Source organism: Phycisphaerales bacterium (assembly GCA_020852515.1).
Classification (GTDB): domain Bacteria; phylum Planctomycetota; class Phycisphaerae; order Phycisphaerales; family UBA5793; genus UBA5793.
In genome coordinates, this window is the sequence record JADZAS010000015.1 from 457,399 (window position 1) to 477,818 (window position 20,420).

Below are 20,420 nucleotides of genomic sequence, written 5' to 3' on the forward strand. Positions count from 1 at the left end.
AAGGAAGTGGTTCATGCACAGCCGACCACTCAATGCCATCACCTTACTGGTGCTCGGGTTCGCACTTGGCGCGCCCGGTTTCGCCCTCGCTGCTCCAGTCGAGACGACCGCCGACAACGCCACCGAGATCGCCATGTTCGGCCTCCGCCGCCCGCACTTCGTTTCAAACGCAGGGCAATGGAGCGACGCGTCAATCCACTACGGCCTGCAGGCGCCCGGGCTGGATCTCGCGTTCCGCAATTCCGCGATCACAATGCACCTCGCGCGCCAGGTGGGCAATGAAGCGAACGCAAGCCGGGGCAAAGGCCCCGCGCCGCCCCGGATCGACGACGTGAGAGGCGACAGTTCCACCTTTGACGCGCACCAAACCCGGGGCGACGAAGACTCTGCCCCGGCTTGGGAGCAACTCACGCTCACCGTCACCTTCCCCGGCAGCAATCCCGTGCAGCCCATCGGCGCGCAGCCGCAGAATGCGAAGTTCAACTACTTCGTCGGCGGGCAAGGCCGCAGCGTGGCCACCGATGTGCCATCCTTCGGCGCGATCTTCTACGACAACCTCTACGACGGCATCGACCTGCATGTCACTGGAGGCAAGGCAGGCGGACTGAAATACGAGTTCCACTGCGCGCCTGGCGCCGATTACGCGCAGATCCGCATCCACTACGACGGCATCGAGATGCTCGCCATCGACGATGCCGGCGATCTGCGCATCGAAACAGCCATGGGATCGATGCGCGACGCCGCTCCCGTTGCATGGCAGACTTCCCCGGCCGAACCGCTCGCCACCGGATTCACACAAATCGACGCCCGGACCTATGCGTTTGAAGTGCGCGATGAGGTCGATCCCGCGCAGCCGCTCATCATCGATCCCGAAATCGAGTGGATGATCTACCTCGGCGGCAGCGACGCCGACGTCGCGCTGCAGGTCGTCATCGATCCGCAGGGCAATTCGCTCGTCTCCGGCAACTCCGCCTCGACCGACTTCGACGGCCGCATGAATTCCAACTCCGGCGGCGACTGGGATTCCACGGCGCTCAAGGTCAGCCCGACCGGCGAACTCCTCTGGATGACCTACCTCGGCGGCAGCGGCGACGATCGCGGCCGCGGCATCACCGTCGATCCGCAGGGTCGCATCTTCGTTTCCGGTCTTACATCGTCTCTCGACTTTGCCGGCCGCGTCAATTCCTATATCGGCGGCGATTACGACACCTACATGCTCGAACTCGACTCCGCCGGCCAACTGCAATGGATGAAGTACTTCGGCGGCACGGGCGACGATCGCGGCCGCGTCGTCACCCTCACCGGCCAGGGCGCCGCGATGATCACCGGCGAAACATCTTCCACCGATTTCATTGGCCGCATTAACGACTACCACGGCGGCGAATGGGACGCCTTCGTCCTCAAGGTCGATCTCGCCGGGCAGGTGCAGTGGGTGAGTTACTTTGGCGGCAGCGACGCCGACCTCGGCTACACCATGGGGATCGACGCGGCCAACGACGTCTTCCTCTGTGGCTACACGTGGTCGCCCGATTTCACCGGGCGCAACAACACCCACCATGGCAACTGCGATTCATTCGTCCTCAAGTACAAGCCGACCGGCACGCTCGTCTGGATGACCTATTGCGGCGGCACCGCTGATGACGAATCTTGGTCGCTCGCCGTCGATCAACGCGGCGACGTCGTTGTCGCCGGCCGATCCGCTTCCACGGACTTCGCCGGGCGCGGCAACGAGTACCAGGGCGGCCCATCCTGCGTCGCCGTGCTCAAGATCAACGCCGCCGGCTTGCTGCAGTGGATGTCCTACTTCGGCGGAACCGGCGAAGACGGCGCGCGCAACGTCGTCCTCGACCCGCGCGGCCACGCGCTCGTCACCGGACACTCCGACTCGCCCGACTTTGAAGGCGCCATCAACCCGCCTGCCGGCGGCACCAACGATGGATACCTCCTGCGAGTCGATCCCTGGGGCGACCTCGCATGGATGATGTACCTTGGCGGCAGCAACCTCGACTTTGAGTTTGGCATCGTTATGGACGGCGAGGACCATGTCATGGTCGGAGGTCGTTCGACATCGAGTGACTTTGTCGGCCGTCTCAACAATCACTACGGCGGCCTCGACGCCACGCTCACCAGAGTCCGCCTCGATCGCGATGATCCGCACCTGGCCGTTCTCGCGACATGCCCCAGCGGTGGATCAATCAGCGTCACCTGGGCCGACGCTTCGCCGCGCGGCACGGTCGCACTGCTCTTTGCGCGCGACATGGGTGCGTTCGTCATCCCGTCGCAATATCCCTGCGCCGGCACGACACTCGGCTTAGGCGTCAATCAGATTCAGATCGCCTTTCAGGGCGACGCCGGCGTCGACGGCTCGCGCCGCGTCGGCGCCTCGACCGGCCCCAGCGCCTGCGGCGGCTACTTCCAACTCCTCGACCTCACCACCTGCGCGACCAGCAACGTCGTGCGGATTGAATAGACGAGAGGATCACCATGCGACATCTCTTCAGCCACCTCCTGCTGCTCGCCGTCGCCGCGCACGCATTCGCGGGTATCGAACCGCCGCGAGCCTCGACGGAAACGATCAATCTCGGCCTTCGCGGCGTGTACTTCGTGCCCAACGAAGGACAATGGAGCGATCGCGAGGTCATCTACGGCCTGCGCAGTCGCGGCCTCAATGTCGCCTTCCGCGAATCATCGCTCACAATGCACCTCGCGCGGCAGGTGGGCAATGAAGCAAGCGCAAGCCGGGGCAAAGGCTCCGCGCCGCCCCGGATCGACGACGTGAGAGGCGACAGCTCCTCCTTTGACGCGCACGAGTCCCGGGGCGACGAAGCCTCTGCCCCGGCGTGGGAACAGCTCACCCTCACCGTCACCTTCCCCGGCTCGAACAACGTGCAGCCCATCGGCGCGCAGCCGCAGAGCGCGAAGTTCAACTACTTCGTCGGCGGGCAAGGTCGCAACACAGCCGCCAACGTGCCATCCTTCGGCGCCGTCATCTACGAAAACCTCTACGACGGCATCGACCTGCACGTGATGGGCAGCGCCGACGGCGTCCTCAAGTACGAGTTCCACTGCGCCCCCGGCGCTGACCACAACCAGATCCGCATCCACTACGACGGCATCGATTCGCTCTGCATCGATGACGCCGGCGATCTGCGCATCAGCACACCCAAGGGCGCGATGAGTGATACGGCGCCGGTGGCTTGGCAGTCCACAGGACCTCGCGCCATGATTCCTGCTCGCTTTGAATTGATCGATGATCAAACGTACGGCGTTGCGCTGCTGGGCAGGGTCGATGCCAAGCACGCACTTGTCATCGACCCCAAGGTGCGGTGGATGCGCTATCTCGGCGGAGACAGTGATGACCGAGGGTGGGGTCTGGTTGTTGACGCTCAAGGGGGGATCTACGTGGTGGGCGAAACGCCGTCAGATGACTTTGAGGGCGCCCGCAACGAATGGATGGGAAACACCGATGCGTACGTATTGAAATTGAGTGGAACGGGCGAACTGCGCTGGATGACGTATCTCGGAGGGAGTGGTGTCGATCGGGGCTATGGCATGGTGACGAATCACCGCGGCGGCGTGTTTGTGACAGGCGAAACCTCGTCGAGCGACTTTCAGGGACGCCGAAACGCCCTGCGCGGCGGAACAAGCGATGCGTTTCTGCTCAGTGTCAGTTCGTCCGGAGCGCTTCAAGGCATGCGCTACCTGGGAGGAAATGGTCGCGATGTCGGATATGCCCTCGCCACCGATAGCGGCGGCGGCGCGTTCGTCAGCGGCCTCACGAGCTCGGCCGACTTTGATGGGCGGAACAACGAGCTGCACGGACGCGAGGACGCTTTCGTTGCCAGACTGGGGGAGAGCGGAGCGATTGCCTGGGCCACCTATCTCGGAGGCATCGCAAATGACGTGAGTCAGTGCATTGTGGTTGATTCCGGCGGCAACACCATGCTGGCGGGTGAAACGTCATCAGACGACTTCGAACTGCGGACAAATGAGTATCATCCGGGATCACCCGACGCGTTCATCGCAAGAGTCGATCCGTTCGGCGAAGCGCAATGGGCGACCTATCTCGGCGGTAGCGACTACGAGCACTACACGGCCATCGCGCTCGACAGCACGGGTAATGCGTTCGTGACTGGCGGTACGGCTTCAACGGACTTTCCAGATGTAAACAACAGTTCTCATGGAACCTACGACGCCTTCCTGGTGAAGGTGAACAGTGCAGGGTCGATCCTCTGGTCAACCATGCTCGGGGGTAGCGGCGTAGATATGGGCCGCGCGTTGGCCATCGATGGCGACGGCGATCTGTACGTCGCCGGTGAAACTGGATCATGGGACTTTGAGGGACAAAACAACTCGATTCATGGCGGCGTTCGAGATGCGTTCGTGACGAAGTTAAGTCCCTTCGGCGTGACTCAGGCAATGGCCTTCCTGGGCGGCAACGCCAGGGACATCGCGACCACAATCGCAGTGGACCAGCAAGGTCAGGCCATCGTTGGCGGAACCACCATCTCCGACGACGTTGAAGGACGCGGCAATTCGATCCACAATCCGGACCATGACGATGCGTTCGTGCTTAAGATCCGTGTAACCGGACCGCTGCTCGGTGTTGAGTCCTCATGTCCGTTGGGTGGCCCCATCGAGGTTTCGTGGCACAACGCCACCGCGGGCGCTCCTGTGGCGCTGGTGCACTCGGCCGATGCGGTGATTTTTCGCATACCGGACGGGTACCCCTGTGCCGGCCAGTTACTGAACATCGGCGCAAACTCCCGTCACATCGTCTACCTCGGTAGATCGGGACACCAAGGGACCAACATCATCATGGGCACGGCCGGGCCCCAGCTCTGCGGAAACTACCTGCAGTTATTCGAGCGAACAACCTGCGACAAGAGCAACGTCGTGCGGATCGAGTAGGTCAGGGGGGCAGCGGCGCTCTACTGCACCAGCCCCTGCGTCAGCCGCATGAACGCCGTCTCCAGGTTGACCTGCTCTTCCTGGAACATGCTGATGCGAAAGCCCTGCGCGATCAGGCGGCTGGGGATGTCGCTCACCGGCAACCCACCGCCGGGCGTGAGCGCCACGTCGAGAATCATCGTCCCGTCCAGTTGGCGCGGCGTCACCTTCTCCACGCCCTTGACCGTCTGGAGATACTCCGCCGCCGCCGGCGCGCGGTCTTCGACCGCCACGTGCACGACGTGGCCCATGCGGGCCTTCTGCATGATCTCGCGCACCGTGCCCTGGTAGATGAGTTCGCCGCGCTCGATGATGCCGACGGTATTACATAACTCAGCCAGTTCGTGCAGGATGTGCGACGAAATAAGAATCGTCTTGCCCATCTTGCGCAGTTCCTTGAGCAGTTCGCGGATCTCGATGCGGGCCCGCGGGTCGAGGCCCGACGCCGGCTCGTCCATCAGCAGCACCTTCGGATCGTGCAGCAGCACGCGCGCGATCGACAGCCGCTGCTGCATGCCGCGCGACAGGCCGTTCACCTCTGCATCGGCCTTATACGCGAGGTCGGTCAGGTCGAGCACGTCGCGCACGACATCCTTGCGGTGCTGGCCGTGAATGTTATATGCCGCCGCGAAGAACTCGAGATACTCCTCGACGACCATGTCGTCGTAGGCGCCCATGAAGTCGGGCACGTAGCCCATCACCGGCCGGATCTCGCGGTTCTGATAGCCGATCACCTTGCCGTCGATGCGCGCCTCGCCCCAGGTGGGCTTGAGCAGCGTGGCGAGGATCTTGATCGTCGTCGTCTTGCCCGCGCCGTTGGGGCCGATGAAGCCGAAGCAGTCGCCCGGCTCGATCACCAGGTTGAGATTGTTCAGCGCGGTCAGTTCGCCGTACTTCTTGGTCAGGTTGACGGTTTCGATCATCGGCATCGAGGCGGGTGCTCCAGGGAAACGCGGGTGCGGCAGACCTCAAGTTACGGCTGCGTCTCGACCGAGCCGGATGGCGCAGGCTCGTGCTCGACCGGCAGCGGATAGATCCAGCGCACCATCGTCAGGCTCTTTTCGTCCGCACGCGTCAGCCGGTTTCCTTCAATACGCAGCGGATACGGAATCGGGCTCCCGTCGAGAAACCCGGTGATAATAATGCACGGCCGCACGAGCCACGCGCTCAGATCAACCTCGCGCGCCAGCGTCCGCAGGAACTGCGGCTGGGCCGACTGCGGCGGATTGGCCCACTCCGGCGGATTCAGGCTGTCAAAGAAAGTCAGCGCCTCGAGCGACTGCGCGATCTCCCTGCCGCTGAAATACGTGCGGTAGTCCATGTGCGGCCGCATCGCGTCCTCGCCGAGAGCCTTGAAGTACCCGCTGTTGGCGTGCGTCACCAGGTCGCGCATCTGCATCTTGCCCTGCGAGACCACCGCAAAGTCCAGCGGCACGTTCGGCCCCCACGTCGGCTGCGACAGCTTCCACGCATAAATCTTCAGCCGCGTCGCGCCGCTCGCCCGCCCGTCGGGCCGGGGGTTGTGCGATGCATATTCATTGGACGCAAAGTACACCGTCACATCCCGCAGCGCGCCGGGCAACTGGTGCGTCACCACACCCTCGGGCGAGCCCGCCGCGTTGATGCGCGGCCGCTCGGCGTCCGACGCGAAATTCGGCATGCGCCACTCATCGGCCACAGGATGCAGCGACGAAACATAGAGCGTCTTGCTCGTGCTCCGCGCCGGCGCGCGAAAATGGCTCTGGTCCGAAGAGTCCACCAGGTACCGCCGCACATCCGGAAAGCCCTGGACCTTCTCATTCGGCGCCGACAGCGACGTCACATAGTTATATTCCCGCTCGCCCGCCGCCTCGTCCGCCGACGGCCGCACATCCACCAGCCGATCGCCGTAGCCGTTCAGCGCCACGGTCACATAGCTCGTCGAGCGCTGCATCCCCGCGTCCGCCACGTGGTCGAGAAACGTCACGTGCACCGGCAATATATCATTGGACCGCAGCGCCGAAGCCCCCATCCAGCTGATGAACGTGAACACCGCCGCGATCCCCAGAAACGCCGGCCAGTTGTACCGCGACCACTGCCGGTACTTCAGCAGCGTAAACGCCAGCGGCCCCGACACGCCCCAATAGACAATAAACAACACCAGCGCCAGCAGCAGCCCCTTGCCCGCCGCCGCCGACAGCCGCGTCATCTGCGGGATCACATCGCTCAGCCGCGCCGCGTTCCGCGCCCGTCCCGCCGTGTTGGGCGTCGTCGACACCACTTTGTTAAATTCAGTCGAGTTCGGCGTGTCCTGCCGCCGCCCAAGGATCGCGTTCCAGAACACCTCCGCCTGCGGCAGGTCCAGCCCCGGCCGGTTCAGCACCAGGTCCGCCACCGGAATCCCCACCAGCGTCACCCGCCCATACCCGATCGCCCGCTGCACCACCACCGCCCGCCGCACGCGCCCGCCGCTCCCATCCGGCAGGTCCACCTCCATCAGCGGGATCGTGCTCCCCGCCGACCACGACGGCCCCACCGGCTCAAACGCATGCACATTGAAAATCGGATACCGCGGCTCGCGATCCTCCGGCTCCACCTTGTCCATCCGCCCAAGGTGCCGCAGCAGCCCGCCGCTGCTTTCGTTGTCGCGCAGTTCAATCCCCTCAAAACGCTGCACCACCACCTCGGGCGCCACCGGGTCCAGCCGCGAACTCTTCCACGAATCGCCCACCTGCGGCAGCACGATCACAAAATGCCCGCCGCGCTCGATCCAATCCTCAATCGCCTGCGCCTGGTCCATGCCCAGCTGCCCCGGCTCGCCCTGCGTCCACACCAGCACATCCAGCAGCGCCAGGCCCATCCAACGGTCCGGCAGGCTCTCCACCGTCAGGTTGCTCAGCACCTCCGTCGCCTCGTGCGCCCAGGGCGGCGTATCGCGGAACTGACCCGCCACCACATAATCCGTCACGTTCGCCGGCCGCGTTCCCACCACGCCGATGAAACTATGATCCTCGCCGCGCGGCTGCGTGTTCGCCGTCGCGCGCGACGCCGCCAGTTGCGCCCCGCGCCGATCATTCTCATACTCATACACGATCACATCCCAGATCGTCGACGCATTCGCCCCGAACCGCACCGGCACATACAGCCACACCGGGTTCCGTCCCGGGTTCAGCGCCACCACCTGGCTGATCTCCGCAATGTCCCCGTCGCCGTCGCGCTGCTCCCACACCACCAGCGCCGGCTGCAGCGGCTTGTTGCCCGCATACGTCAGCGTCAAATGCACCGGCGTCACCAGCCCCGGCCGCCATTGCCCGCCAAGCCCAAACGCATCCACCCCGATCGTCACCGTCGCGTCCGGCCCCTGCGCCCGCGCCGCGCCCGGCAGCAGCGCCGCCGCCAGCAGCGACATCACGCCAATCAGCATCGCCGCAAGTCGAGTTGCATCAATGCGCGGTCGCATACTCCTCCAGACGCCTCACCCTCAGCAAAGCGTCCTATTCTACGGCCGCCGCCGCGCATAACTCCCAACTCCCCGCACCAACGCCCCGTCCCAGGCCCCATCCCACAGCCCCGGCACTCCGTGCCGGCGACCCTCGCCTCCTCTCCCCTCTCGCCTCTCTACTATCTCGGCACCCCGCCGAGGATCCCCCATGCCCCAAGCCGCCGCCTGCCGCTGGTCCGACCTCCCCGTCGATCACCCCGCGCCGCTCATCGACCGCCGCCGCCTGCTCGGCGAGCACTGCATGATCTCGCACGTCACCCTCCACAAGGGCGTCATCGTGCCCATGCACCACCATCCCAACGAACAATTCGCCGTCGTCGTCTCAGGCCTCATGCGCTTCACCCTGCCCGCCGCCTCCGGCCCCGATCGCATCCTCGACCTCGGCCCCGGCGAGGTCCTCCACCTCCCGCCCAACATCCCGCACCAGGCCCAGGCCCTCGAAACATCCATCGTCCTCGACATCTTCAGCCCCCCAAGCGAACGCACCGGCGTAGATGTCCACGCCAAAGCGTGAAGGCATCAAGGCGACGAGAGATCAAGGCACCAAGGCATGGGTTCGATTCCACATCAACGCCCAGGCATCGCACGCCTGAGACCGTCCTGACGCCTTCCCTCCTGTTCAGCTCCCTGGACCCAGCGCGGCCGAAGGCTCAACCCTCTCAGCGCACCCCCGCCGCACCCGCTCGGCCAACTCCTCCACCCGATACCCCGCCGCCGCCGGCGCGTGCCACACCGGCAGCCCAGCCGCCGCCAACGCCCGATCCACAAACGCATCGCGTTGCCGCCGATCCTCGCGCTCGTGCGACCGGTCGTCCAGTTCAATCACCAACAGCGGCCGCAACCCCTCGGCCGAGCAGATCACGAAATCAACATGCTTGCTCTGAATGCGGTTCTGGTGCGACTGCCGCTTGCTCACGCCCTTGGGCAGCCACACAAGGTCCGCCAGCCGCACCTTGCAGAAGATGCGATGCGCCCTGGCGTCCACGGCCATGCACAGCGCCTCATAAAACGCCCGCTCCCCCTTGCTCAGCAGCCAGTCCTTGCGCCGATACGGCAGCGGCTCCTCGCTCGCACCAACCGCCGCGCGATTGCCGGATTCGCCACCAGCATTGAGCAGCCGCGCCAGAAACCCAAGACACCCTGGCCGCGTCGAAAAATCATCGGCCGCCGAAGCATCCATTTCATCCACCATGCAGATTACCTCTCGACATCGAGCCGCACGCGTCAGCACGCGGTCACTCGTCGCGCACTCCAACCAATCCTACGTTTACCTCGCGCAATGCCGAACCATCCGCAATTCAACTGTCGACAGACAGCTTCTGAACGAAGAGTGGAATCATGGACATTGGCTCTCCATCCATCGACAACTGCACCGTGTATGAACCCTCTTCGTCAAGTCGCAATCGTTCAATCGCAAGGATCAACTGCGACACAGACCACCCTTCCGGCCCAGCCTTCTTGAACTGCGCATTGACTTCGAGTTCGGCGACAGGTTCATGCTCCGAAGGCGGTACTATTGTAAGAACAACTCTGTGAGTTGAATCAGCAGTCTCTTGGTGTCGCATCCTCGCGACGGCGACCATCCGAGGATGCACCGCCGGAAGGGACTTTGTGTAAATCTTATCGAACACTCCTAGCAAATTCAGCCGCCCGTGCGACTCGTTTGCTGCTTCGCACAGGCAGAACATTTCCAGTTTCATGGTCTGGTCTCCGTGGCAGTGTCTCCACTCTCCGACGCCGTTGACGCGACTGTTCCCGTGCTTGTCGTCGGACTCCACTCTTTCAACTTCCTGATAAAACTATCCTCGTTTTCCCAACCAGCCCAACCTCGCGCAGCGAAATACACCGCACATGCCAGAGACACAATTGATGCTACGCACCAAATGAATTGCCAGATACTTGCCGGGAGCAGGGTCGACGGTTCCTTAGGCTCTGCTGCAATTGCCACACCGATACAAGATACGAACATTGTAATGGAGAAGCCTGCAGCCGACATCCGCAGCTTACTGTCGACGTGGCCTCGATAAACCAAGCGCGCACGATCCTCAATCACCTCGATGATTTCATAATCGGTGTTCTTGGATCGTGAGCGTGTCATTTGGCTCTACCATTCATAGGCAGTCTGAGTGCTGCCATTCTACTGCGGCTGGCCCGCCCGAATGCAATCCTCTGTCACCAACTCCGCCCGCCGGTCCTGTGGATACGACGGCGGGGTGCCGGGCGCCACGACCGGCTGGCCGCGTTCGATGCGCCGGGCGACTTCCAGATTCAAATCAAGCAGCTGCTTGAGCAGGTCCTTCTTCGGATCAAATCCGTAGGCGTCCAGCACCGCCGCGTCGAGCGCGGCGTGAGCATCCTTGAGAGGGTTCTTGCCATCAATCTCCAACGTGCGATAGAGGGCCCTCAATCCTCCCGTCATGTTCTTGAGGGCATCGTCGCGAATCTGGCGAATGCGCCGCCCAGCCTCGGAGATAGTGCCGACTCTCGCCGCTGCAGGGCCATCAAAGCCATTGCCCTGCGGCCACGCGAATGTATCAAAAACAGATTCTGGTGTGTATCGATAGTCCGATTTCAGTTTAGAGCACTTAGCAACAAACCACCGCCAATGCGCGTCGGACTGCAGAACGCCAAACGAATAGTCATCGTCGAGCGTGAAGCACGACAACGCATCTCCCGGACGAAGTTCAGAATCCAGAAAGGCGAATATCGGGCGCTTAGTAACTCTGGAACAAACGAGATAGCGACGCAGTCCGGAGATCTTTGCAATGAGTTCCGGACGCGATCGAAAATGCTGCCACCACGTCCGGAGCCAGTTCTGATCCTGACCGATGTCCCTTCCGGTTCGCTTTCGCTCAAGTTCTGCTTTGCGCCTCACAATCGGCAGGACATCTTGCTTCAAGTGCGCAAACACGTCAGCGAACGCACTTGCTTCCAGAATGTCTCGTCGCTGAAAATCAATCACCCATCGATTGTCCAACGCTCCACCAAGGAATTCTCTTCCCACAACAAAAGGGTGTACGACCTCTCGATTAGCCGCATTTGCCGCGAGTAGTTTCGCAGCCTCTTGCCCAGACAACATGAACCCGGCGTGTCGTGGGTACTGGCCCGTGTAGCAGAAGCCCTCATTCACGGAGAGCGTGTGTGCGGCCCCAAGTGGAACTTGATCTGAAAGTGCAGAGTTGAGAAACGTCGCTTCTCGGAACGTCAATTCAAAAGACTTGTCCTTCCGGGGACTTCCACGCTTGCCCGCGACGGTCGTCGAACGCCTTCGTTTCCCTGCCGGCGCCGGAAACAGCGGCATCGCCGCATCAATCCGGTACCACAGCTTCTTCCGCTCAGGAATCAGAAGGCGCTTCGTGTCAAATGCCCCCGTCTCATACTCCGCACCGGCGATCTTCGTCGGCGGCGGCTCGTGCTTCACCCAGTTCACAATCGACACGTGCACGTTCGCCTCGCCCGACCACGGCTGATTGTCCACGGCCTCCACGATCGTTCCAGACTTGACGACCTGATCCAAGCCGCCCTCGCGCGACTTGTTGTTGCGGATGTTCTGTGTCCCGACCAGGCCCGCTCGGCCGCGCAGCGGATCGGCCGGAGTGCACATCGGCAGATGCTCCTGAGCCCGCGCGATCCAGTACACGCAGTAGTCCGCCATGCCCGGCACCTTCGGGTACGCCTTGCGAACCGCGTTCACGTAGTCCGCGCCGCGCTCCGGCTTGAGACGCTTGGCCCCGAGAAACGGCGGATTGCCGATGATCACATCCGCCTTCGGCCACGGCGTGCGCTCCCGCTTCTTCTTTGGATCGAAGTCCGCCGGCGTCGAGCCGTCAATCGGCCAGTCGATCAGCGCATCAACGCAGCGGATGTTCTCATCGAGGTTGTCCAGCGGCAGCGCCGGCTCATCAACGTGCAGCTCATCGATTGCCAGTTTGTGCCCCAGCGTCATCGTCACCTTCGCCAGCTCGACCGCGAAAGGAACAATGTCCATCCCGAAGAACTGCTTGGACGTGACGAAGCCGAACACGGGTTGAGCCCGGTCCCTGGCGGTTGAGACCTCGGCGATCCGCTCGACGAGTTCCGCTTCGATGCGCTTGAATTCGCGATACGCGATATACAGAAAGTTCCCCGAGCCGCAGGCCGGATCGAGCACGCGGAACGAGTAGAGCCGCTGCCGCAGAGCCATCAGTTGCTCGATCTTCCGCGCCTCGGCGATCGCCGTTCTCCACGGGTCGACAATCGTCGGCTTGACGATCTTCATGATGTCCGTCGGCGTCGTGTAGTGCCCGCCGTACTTGTGCCGCTCGGCATCGTTCATCGAATGCTGGAAGATCGTGCCGAAGATGTCCGGCGAGATGTGCGCCCAGTTGTACTCCGACGCCCGCTTCAAACGGCTTACTTCGTCGCCGCCCAGTTCCACGGGCGCCGGCGTGGCGAAGATGCCCCCGTTGAAGTACGGCACACCTTTGTACCGACCGCCGCTCACGCCACCGGGCGTATTCATCGCCCGGAACATGCCGTCCAGCAGGTCGAACGCCTTCGGCGGATCGATGCACTCATCCAGCAGTTGCGTGAAGAAGTACTTGGGCAACAGGTCGATGTCTTCGGAGAAGAGCGCGATCAGCGTCTGCAGAATGAACCGCTGCGCCGTCGTCGGCCCGACATCCTGCCGCTTGGCCAGCACGTTGTAGACCGCCGCCAGCAGATCGGCCGCCGCCTTGGTAACCTCAAGACGATCGACGCGGAACGTCGGCTTCTCATTCGTCGGGAACAGAAACGCCAGCGGGCCGAACCGCTGCGGCAGTTCCTCAAGCGTCAGCGTATCGAGCGGATCTTCGAGCGACTCGTTGAAGTCGTAGATATGAAACTCGTCGAAGTTGCACAGCACCGTGTACGCCGGGCGATTCGGCACGCTGTGAATCCAGTAGTCGAACGCCTGGCGGAAGTGTCGGCGCAGATCGGTGCCGCGCTTCTTCATCTCGATGAGCACGACCGGCTTCCAGACGTAGTCAGCAAACGTCACGCCGGAGTGGTCGTCAGTCTTCTGGCGAATGCGGAACTCCGGCGTGCCGCCGACTTCAAGCAGACCACGCTGACCGAATGCTCTGAGCAGATGATCGAGATATATTTGCGCCTCGCCCTTTTCATCGCCGGTGATGTGCTGTTGCGTCCACTCGACGAACTCAGACAGGCGTTGCTGGCGGGCAGGATCCATCGGATACCAGCGTAACCGCGACCGTTGTTCGGTCAAGGTCAGGGGTCTCGACATCCGACTCGTTACTTCCGCCCGCTCCACCTTGCGTCTTCTGCGCCTCTTCGCCGCAGACTCTCTTCGTGCTCGCTCTCAACCTCCAACCCTTCGTAGTGAAAGACCTCTCTGCGAACTCCGCGGCTCCGCGTGAGATGCCTTTCCCCCGGCTGCCGGGCGCTTCCCCTGGCGTCAAGTGCCTGGGGCCTCGCCGCCAATCCCTCTCCTCCCCTCAGCAACCCCCGTGCCGTCGGCCGGTCCGGCCGTCGCGCGCTGGTGCGCAATCTTGCCAGGACTCCTCGATGCTTCGTGTCCTCCGTGGCTCCGTGGTGAGTCGAGATCGCCGTCGCGCGCCGGCGCACCACCTCAGGTGCGCTTTGTGCGCGGAGCCTCTGAAAACGCAGAAAAACGGATTAAAACTTCCAGCCATCCCCCTCAGAAAAATCAAAATCGACCAAAATCGTTCAAACGCCGCGCTCATTTGGCGCTCTGGGTAAAGGCGCGCATCGTCGCGCCGCACGCCCATGCTCACTTTTGCACCTCCGTGCGCCCCCGCGAGCGCACCTGTGCGCTCTTCACGCGCACCCCCGTGCGCGGCACGCCATTTGCCCGGCAGACTTACCACAGAGTTCGCAAAGCGCGCCCAGAGCAGCAGAGCGGCCAGGCGCCCCTCATGTTAAGAGTAGACAAAGCCGCCCTCACCCCGCCCTCTCCCAGGGGAAGAGGAGTTGAGAGCAAACAAACAGCGCAAGCAAAAGCCGCCGGCTCCCGCCGGCGGCTCTTGCATATTAACTCGATGCCTCGATGCCTTCTAACTCTAATGCCTGGTGCCCAATGCCTGGTGCCTCTCTTACGGCAGAATCTCCCTCAACTCCACGTTCGACTTCACCGACTCGCCGTTGGTGCGAGGCGCGACCGCCTGGAACGCCGTCTTCTCGAGCGGTGCATCGACGGGGATGTTGCCAAGCAGCGTCGCCACGCCGTTGCCGTCGGCGCGAACGTTGGCGAAGATCGCGCCCGGCGTGAGGATCTCCACGTCCAGGCCCAGCGCCGGCAGGTGCGTCGGCCCGATGCCGATGATGCGATCGTTGAGGCCTGCTTCGCTGTACGCGAAGTAGACGCGTTCGCCCGGCCGCAGGCCGGTGACGCGCCAGGTGGTCCGCTGGCCGCGATGCATTTCGGTCATGGTCATGGCCAGGCCCGCGGGCTCGGCGCCGCTGGGCACGCCGGGTGTCACGCAGCCCATGGTGAGGCTGCTGATGTCGCCGGGCTTGTGCAGGCCGAGCAGGGCGCTGCCGGCCTTGGGCGCTGCGTCGGCGTCGAAGGTGAACGTGTACACCGTGCCGTAGCGCAGCGTGTTGGCGAACTCGTTGGTGTTGAAGTCATCGCAGTTCCACGTGACGGCGTCGGGGCCGACGCTGCCGCTCCACGCCTCGTTGCCGTGCGGCTCGCCATCGGACTGCGGCGCGTGGAAGGTGAGGTTGCTCACGTTGACGCCGGCGGGCAGCGAGACGCTGAAGGAGTTGATGCCCTGCCAGAGCGTGTGGTTGTAGACGCAGTACTCGTAGCGGTAGGTGTTGCCGCCCAGCGGCACGACGCGCGTGGCGATGATGCCGTCGCCGTGCGTGCGGTCGTTGACGAAGTGGTGGTAGTCGCCCCAGTTCATGATGAACATGCCGCGCACCATGTTCTCGGGATGCGAGAACGACCAGGTGTTGCTGGAGCGGCTGACGGTGGCGCGGCGATAGCTGACGTTGTTGAGGTTGTTGTCTTCGTCGGCGATGACGTAGTAGGACTCGTAGTAGAACTGCGCGCCCGAGACGTCGAGGTCGGCGTCATCGACCTGGAGCATGTGGTCGATGGGGCTCAGGCCGCTGGTGTGCGGCGACTCGCGGCAGTCGGGCTGCGAGCCGTCGGCGATGTCGAAGTACGAGCCGCACGGATCCCAGAAGCCGGTGAGCGGCTCGACCTCGTGCCGCGGCCCGAGCCAGGTGCGGTCGGAGTTGTTGCCCGACCCGTAGGTATCCTGGCAGCCGAGGTTGAGGTGATCATCGCCGAGGTTGGCCTGGCAGTTGCCGCAGCCGGACGCGTCGGCGGCGAAGAAGCCGTGCTTGAGCCACGATGTGCCGATCTGCTCGAGCGTGCCGGCGGAGTTAACACGATAGAGATTCTGCGCAATGAACGGGTGGCGCGGATCCATCTGCCGGAACCACGGCACCTCGATATTGCCGATGTTACATGAGGTGGTCGCGCCCGCGAGCCCCAGCCGGCCGCTGGGATATGACCCGATGCGGCCGCGCTGGCTGAGGCTGGTCAGCCCGGATACCTCGACGTCGAGGTACTGGCCCTGCAGCGTGGCATCGCCGCCAAGCGCATCAGCCCAGGCGGGCACGGCGTCGGCATCGGGCGAGATGGCCGACACCGGCTGGACGCGGGCGCTGGCCGGGATGGTGGTGGCGGGTTGGACGCGCAGCTGGGTTGCGGCTGCGGTAAGTGCTCCGCCAGTAAGGACTAATGCGATCATCCGGTGGTTCATGGACACATCCCTCTTGTCTTTCTCTCAGCAGCCAGTGCCAAAAAAGTGGAAAACGCGAACCCACGGGCCGGCGCGGACCGGCCGCTCTCCCCCGAGTAGTATGGGGTCAGAATACCACATTAATCGCGACCGGGGTACGAATAATCCTGATTTTTCAGAGGTTCGCGCGGTTCGTACGCATCGCGGCACGAGCCGGGGCGGGCGGCGGGGTGTCTGCAGCCGCTCACAACAGCCAAAAACAACGCGGAAGCCCGCGTGGGCCTCCGCGCCAGATGATTGAATTGCAAATGCCGAAATCGCTCGGGATTATCGGCGAAAGGCGCTGCGGGCTTACTTCTTGCCCTTGGCGGCCGGGGCGGCGGCTGGTGCGGCCGCAGCGGGGGCGGCAGCGCCGGCTTCGCCCTCGGCGCCCTCCTCGGCCTTCTTGACCTTGACCTTCTTGCGGACGGCCAGGCGCGGCGAGAGGGTCTTGGGCAGGCCCAGCGGCGAGCCGTCGGGCCCGAAGTTGCCTTCGCTCTTCATCTTGGTGATGCGCTCGGCGCGGGTAAGCACGCTGCGGTGCTGGGCGAGGCTGCTGCCGGATTTCAAACTGCGATCGAGGCTCATTTTGGCCGCCTTACTGGTCTTGATGCTTTTTGAGCCGTCGCGGTGTCATGGGCCCGCGGCGGCGGTGTTACGTGTGGCGCTTGGCGAAACTCTGCGAAAAGTCCTTGGACCCGCCTTCTCTTGCCTTCCACTGCTGGCCCAGCTGCTGGATCCGGCGATAGAGGGCCTGGGCCGCTGAATCGGTCTGCCAGCCTTTGAATCCCTGCGCCGTGACCACCTGCAGCAGAGAGGGATTGTTGTCCGCCAGAACCAGCGCGTCAACGCCGTTGCGCTTGAGAAACTCCTTGACGGCCCAGGCCTCGGCGGGGTCGAAGCGCTCGACGATGATGTAATTCAGCCCCGCCTGGCGGGTGTCGCGGTCCAAGGCCCGGCCGCCGAGGCCGGTCGGAGCCGGGCCGGGATTGGGCTGGCGGGCGGCGGCGTTGCCGCCCTGGCCGGCGGTGGAGGGCGAAGCGCCCTGGGGCTGCTGGTTGGCGCCGGCGTCGGGGTTGCCGATGCCTTCGCCGAGGGTGGGGTCTTCGATGAGCGGGCCGCCGCCGGTGTCCTGCGTCGAGGCGAGGCCCTGCTGGCGGCCGCGGCTGAGGCCGACGAAGTAGGACCCGACGATGAGCAGCACGGCGACGGCGACGGCGACGTAGATGTAGCCCACCGGCAGGCGGATGATGCGCGGCGAGATCGGGCCGGCAGGGGCCGCGGCGGTGTCGGGCGCGATCGATTCGACGTGCACGCGCGGCGGGCTGGGCGGCGGCGGCACCTCGACGCGATGCGGGTGGCTCGGCGCTGTGGGTGTGCGGCCGAAGACTTCAAACAGCGCCGGGGTGTTGCGGTTCCTGGGCATGATGGGCACGCGGAGCGCGGCCGGTCGAGTCGGCTCGCCGCCCCGCTGGTTGAATCGACCCAGAACCTTATCAGGCTGGAGGGAAAGAGCAATCGGGGGTGGGGGGGTGGGTTGGGGCCGGAACGCGCTGCGGGGAGTCCGGCTGCGCTCCGACCCGGTCCAGCGGCGGCGTGGTCCCGCCGGAGCGAGGCCCTTGACGGGGCAGGCGATTTCCGTTACATTGCCCGGGAGGACTGCAGCCTGTCGCGGCTGAAGCGGACGGCGGCGCTGGGTTTGGAGCATACGTGTCGGCCGCGCGGCCGGCCGCGGAAGGCGGTAACGGCATGAGCAGACCTGATAAACGTACCTGTCCCGCTTTCTCCCCCTGTCCCGTTTTCTCCCCCGTTTTCTTGCCCCGACCACGCCTTTTGCTTGTTTCGGTCATATGCCACTTAGTCATGTGTGGAGTGATAGCTACACTATTGGTGGCTTGGATATTACCCGGATACGCGAATTATGCTCCTTACTCCGTTTCAGGTGATGATCACAGCGTCACACGCATTCAGTACTTCTTCTTCCGCTACGATCGACATCATGTCGAGCTCGGAAGGTATTCAGAGATCTATGATCGTTCAACGCAAACATGGACACGCAGGGATCTCGCAGGCCTTCCGTTCAAGTGCATGACGGCGACATGGCGCTTTCGAGGCAACCACACATTGCTTACCCGAGGATTGAGATTGCCCGATGATAAGACATGGGGCCCGGCGCCCGTTCATCATGCCCGCGCTCTCCCATTGATGCCGTTGATACTACCGTATTGCTTGAATACAGTATTCTATTCCATCGTGGCGGGCGTGTTGGCGTTTGTTCCCGCCCTTATTCGGCGCGCTCGCGCGCGACGCCGTCTCAGGGCGAATGAGTGCACGAGATGTGGCTATGATCTCCGCGCGAGGGAACATTCTATTTGCCCCGAGTGCGGCGCATCCGCAATCACTACCCCGCCGGGTCTGGATATGATAGGTCTTCGGTGGGCAGTCATAATCACCAGCATCGTTGCATGGACCTCGCTTGCGGCGCTCGGCATGGGATATTGGAGTGTAACTTCATACGGGAAGTACACGGGGGGAAAGAAAGCGGGACAGGAAAGAAAGCGGGACACGTACGTTTATTCTCGCCAGAACATTGCTCTTCGCGGGCGGCGCGGCTGGAACTTCTCTTGCCTCGTATCGCTCGACCGACCCTTGGCGGCTACGCCTGCCACGTGCTCCATCGCGGCGTCGATCGCATGGGCACCTTCGCCGGTGGTGGCGGCTACCATTCGTCGTTGGTGAGGCGGACGGCGGCGGCGCTGGCTGTTGGAGCATACGTTTCGGCCACGCGGCCGGCCGCGGAAGGCGGTAACGGCATGAGCAGACCTGATAAACGTACCTGTCCCGTTTTCTCTCCCGATTTAGCCGTTCTTGGAAAACGAAGATATTCTCGGAGAGAGCGCCATGCGGCAAAGAGTCCTCGTCTTCGCGCTCGGCGCAGCTTTGTTCGCCGCGGGTACAATGATTCTATCTTTGCTAGGAAGTCTTTTAGCCTCGCCAAGAGATGGCAATTTACAACTTGAGTTCTTTCCTGCAGGCAATCCCACCATTATCACAGCCATCGGCCTACAAAGAGCAGCGGGCGCAGTGTACGTAGAGACGCGGCCAATGGCGAACATCGCCACTGCCGTGCATTCCAGGCCGGAGAGCGACTTTCTTCCGTGGATTAGATCATATGGTGAGTGGCTTAGCCTTGTGATCTCGGTTCCTTTTGATAGGACCGATACACAATCGCGCAAGATTCTTGCCAGAGGTTGGCCATGGCTTCTAGCGTGGTGTGAGATACGGCGAGAAGAGGGCGGGACGGCTTCGGTCTTGGGAGGACTCCAATTGACGGACCAGCCGGTAGACGCGAAGCTGGACCTCGATGGTATACTGCCTCTTCGACCGATTTGGACGCACGTATGGTGGCACTTCATCGCCGCCACAACAATATATGCTCTGCTCACTACATTATTCTATGGCTTCAGAGGGATTCGGCGCCGCGCCACGGGAAGGTGCATCAGTTGTGGCTATGCCCTCACCGGCTATCGGTCGATGAAATGTCCAGAGTGCGGATCAGTGCGGGGCAGGAAAGCAAGACTGGCGTAGGAAAACGAGACTGGTAGACTGGCACGAATCGGAGGGTAAGAAGGCGGGATTGGTATGTTTGGCTCGGGCAAGAAACCGGGACAGGTACGTTTATCTTCGCCAGAGCATTGCGCTTCGCGGGCGGCGCGGCTGGAACTTCTCTTGCCTCGCACGGCTCGACCGACCCTTGGCAGCTACGTGTACCGCGTGCTCCATCGCGGCGTCGATCGCATGGGCACCTTCGCCGGCGGTGGAGGCTACCATTCGTCGTTGGTGAGGCGGACGGCGGCGGCGCTGGCTCTTGGAGCACACGTTTCGGCCGCGCGGCCGGCCGCGGAAGGCGGTAACGGCGTGAGCAGACCTGATAAACGTTCCTGTCCCGTTTTCGTGCCCCCGTTTTCGTGCCTTGCTAAACGTAACTGCCCCGTGTTCTTAGCCAGAACACGAGAGGGAGGAACATGCGGCCACTGCAATTCGTTGCCATTATGGTATTCGTTCTTGCTTCCTGCACCATCCGCAATGACAGCGCAGCCGAGCTTCCTGATATTATTGCAGTTCCGCAGCAGACTGCGAACTCCTTGTTAATCGTTGCGCACTGCCGAAGTACTTCCAATATCATGGAG

11 protein-coding genes are annotated in these 20,420 nt (G+C 63.0%); 3 read left to right on the top strand and 8 right to left on the bottom strand.

Going from position 1 to position 20,420, the window contains the following annotated elements; all coding sequences use genetic code 11:
- Nucleotides 1-13 precede the first annotated feature (13 nt).
- Nucleotides 14-2,470, top strand: coding sequence for an SBBP repeat-containing protein (locus IT430_11780; protein ID MCC6908615.1), 2,457 nt, complete (start codon nt 14-16; stop codon nt 2,468-2,470).
- Nucleotides 2,471-2,484: 14 nt separating this feature from the next.
- Nucleotides 2,485-4,911: an SBBP repeat-containing protein gene (locus IT430_11785; GenBank protein ID MCC6908616.1), complete on the top strand. Its 2,427-nt coding sequence runs from the start codon at nt 2,485-2,487 to the stop codon at nt 4,909-4,911.
- A 20-nt stretch (nt 4,912-4,931) separates the two neighbouring features.
- Here the strand turns inward: IT430_11785 and IT430_11790 are convergent, their stop codons facing one another.
- Nucleotides 4,932-5,873, bottom strand: coding sequence for an ABC transporter ATP-binding protein (locus IT430_11790; GenBank protein MCC6908617.1), 942 nt, complete (start codon nt 5,871-5,873; stop codon nt 4,932-4,934).
- Nucleotides 5,874-5,923: 50 nt separating this feature from the next.
- Nucleotides 5,924-8,389, bottom strand: a complete 2,466-nt coding sequence (locus IT430_11795) for a hypothetical protein (protein ID MCC6908618.1) — start codon at nt 8,387-8,389, stop codon at nt 5,924-5,926.
- Nucleotides 8,390-8,579: 190 nt separating this feature from the next.
- Between IT430_11795 and IT430_11800 the strand changes: the two genes are divergently transcribed.
- Complete coding sequence (locus IT430_11800; GenBank protein ID MCC6908619.1) at nt 8,580-8,945, top strand: cupin domain-containing protein; 366 nt, start codon at nt 8,580-8,582, stop codon at nt 8,943-8,945.
- Between the two features lie 105 nt (nt 8,946-9,050).
- On the opposite strand, the gene IT430_11805 is transcribed toward IT430_11800, so the two are convergent.
- The 6 genes from IT430_11805 to IT430_11830 all read right to left on the bottom strand — a co-directional run bounded on the left by IT430_11805 (nt 9,051) and on the right by IT430_11830 (nt 17,656).
- Nucleotides 9,051-9,623, bottom strand: a complete 573-nt coding sequence (locus tag IT430_11805; GenBank protein MCC6908620.1) for a DUF2726 domain-containing protein — start codon at nt 9,621-9,623, stop codon at nt 9,051-9,053.
- 106 nt (nt 9,624-9,729) lie between these two features.
- A complete protein-coding gene (locus tag IT430_11810) occupies nt 9,730-10,131 on the bottom strand; it encodes a hypothetical protein (GenBank protein ID MCC6908621.1) in 402 nt (133 codons plus the stop codon).
- 437 nt (nt 10,132-10,568) lie between these two features.
- Nucleotides 10,569-13,643: a class I SAM-dependent DNA methyltransferase gene (locus tag IT430_11815; GenBank protein MCC6908622.1), complete on the bottom strand. Its 3,075-nt coding sequence runs from the start codon at nt 13,641-13,643 to the stop codon at nt 10,569-10,571.
- Nucleotides 13,644-14,526: 883 nt separating this feature from the next.
- The gene (locus IT430_11820) at nt 14,527-16,212 is read right to left on the bottom strand and encodes a hypothetical protein (protein ID MCC6908623.1); all 1,686 of its coding nucleotides are present in this window, start codon (nt 16,210-16,212) and stop codon (nt 14,527-14,529) included.
- 330 nt (nt 16,213-16,542) lie between these two features.
- Complete coding sequence (locus tag IT430_11825) at nt 16,543-16,818, bottom strand: small basic protein (GenBank protein MCC6908624.1); 276 nt, start codon at nt 16,816-16,818, stop codon at nt 16,543-16,545.
- Nucleotides 16,819-16,885: 67 nt separating this feature from the next.
- On the bottom strand, nt 16,886-17,656 hold the full coding sequence (locus IT430_11830) for a hypothetical protein (protein ID MCC6908625.1): 771 nt from the start codon (nt 17,654-17,656) through the stop codon (nt 16,886-16,888).
- Nucleotides 17,657-20,420 lie beyond the last annotated feature (2,764 nt).

Coding starts and splice junctions, on each gene's coding strand:
- IT430_11800 (MCC6908619.1), top strand. CDS start 8,580: ATGCCCCAAGCCGCCGCCTGCCGCTGGTCCGACCTCCCCGTCGATCAC.
- IT430_11805 (MCC6908620.1), bottom strand. CDS start 9,623: ATGGTGGATGAAATGGATGCTTCGGCGGCCGATGATTTTTCGACGCGG.
- IT430_11785 (MCC6908616.1), top strand. CDS start 2,485: ATGCGACATCTCTTCAGCCACCTCCTGCTGCTCGCCGTCGCCGCGCAC.
- IT430_11820 (MCC6908623.1), bottom strand. CDS start 16,212: ATGAACCACCGGATGATCGCATTAGTCCTTACTGGCGGAGCACTTACC.
- IT430_11795 (MCC6908618.1), bottom strand. CDS start 8,389: ATGCGACCGCGCATTGATGCAACTCGACTTGCGGCGATGCTGATTGGC.
- IT430_11825 (MCC6908624.1), bottom strand. CDS start 16,818: ATGAGCCTCGATCGCAGTTTGAAATCCGGCAGCAGCCTCGCCCAGCAC.
- IT430_11780 (MCC6908615.1), top strand. CDS start 14: ATGCACAGCCGACCACTCAATGCCATCACCTTACTGGTGCTCGGGTTC.
- IT430_11830 (MCC6908625.1), bottom strand. CDS start 17,656: ATGCCCAGGAACCGCAACACCCCGGCGCTGTTTGAAGTCTTCGGCCGC.
- IT430_11810 (MCC6908621.1), bottom strand. CDS start 10,131: ATGAAACTGGAAATGTTCTGCCTGTGCGAAGCAGCAAACGAGTCGCAC.
- IT430_11790 (MCC6908617.1), bottom strand. CDS start 5,873: ATGATCGAAACCGTCAACCTGACCAAGAAGTACGGCGAACTGACCGCG.
- IT430_11815 (MCC6908622.1), bottom strand. CDS start 13,643: ATGGATCCTGCCCGCCAGCAACGCCTGTCTGAGTTCGTCGAGTGGACG.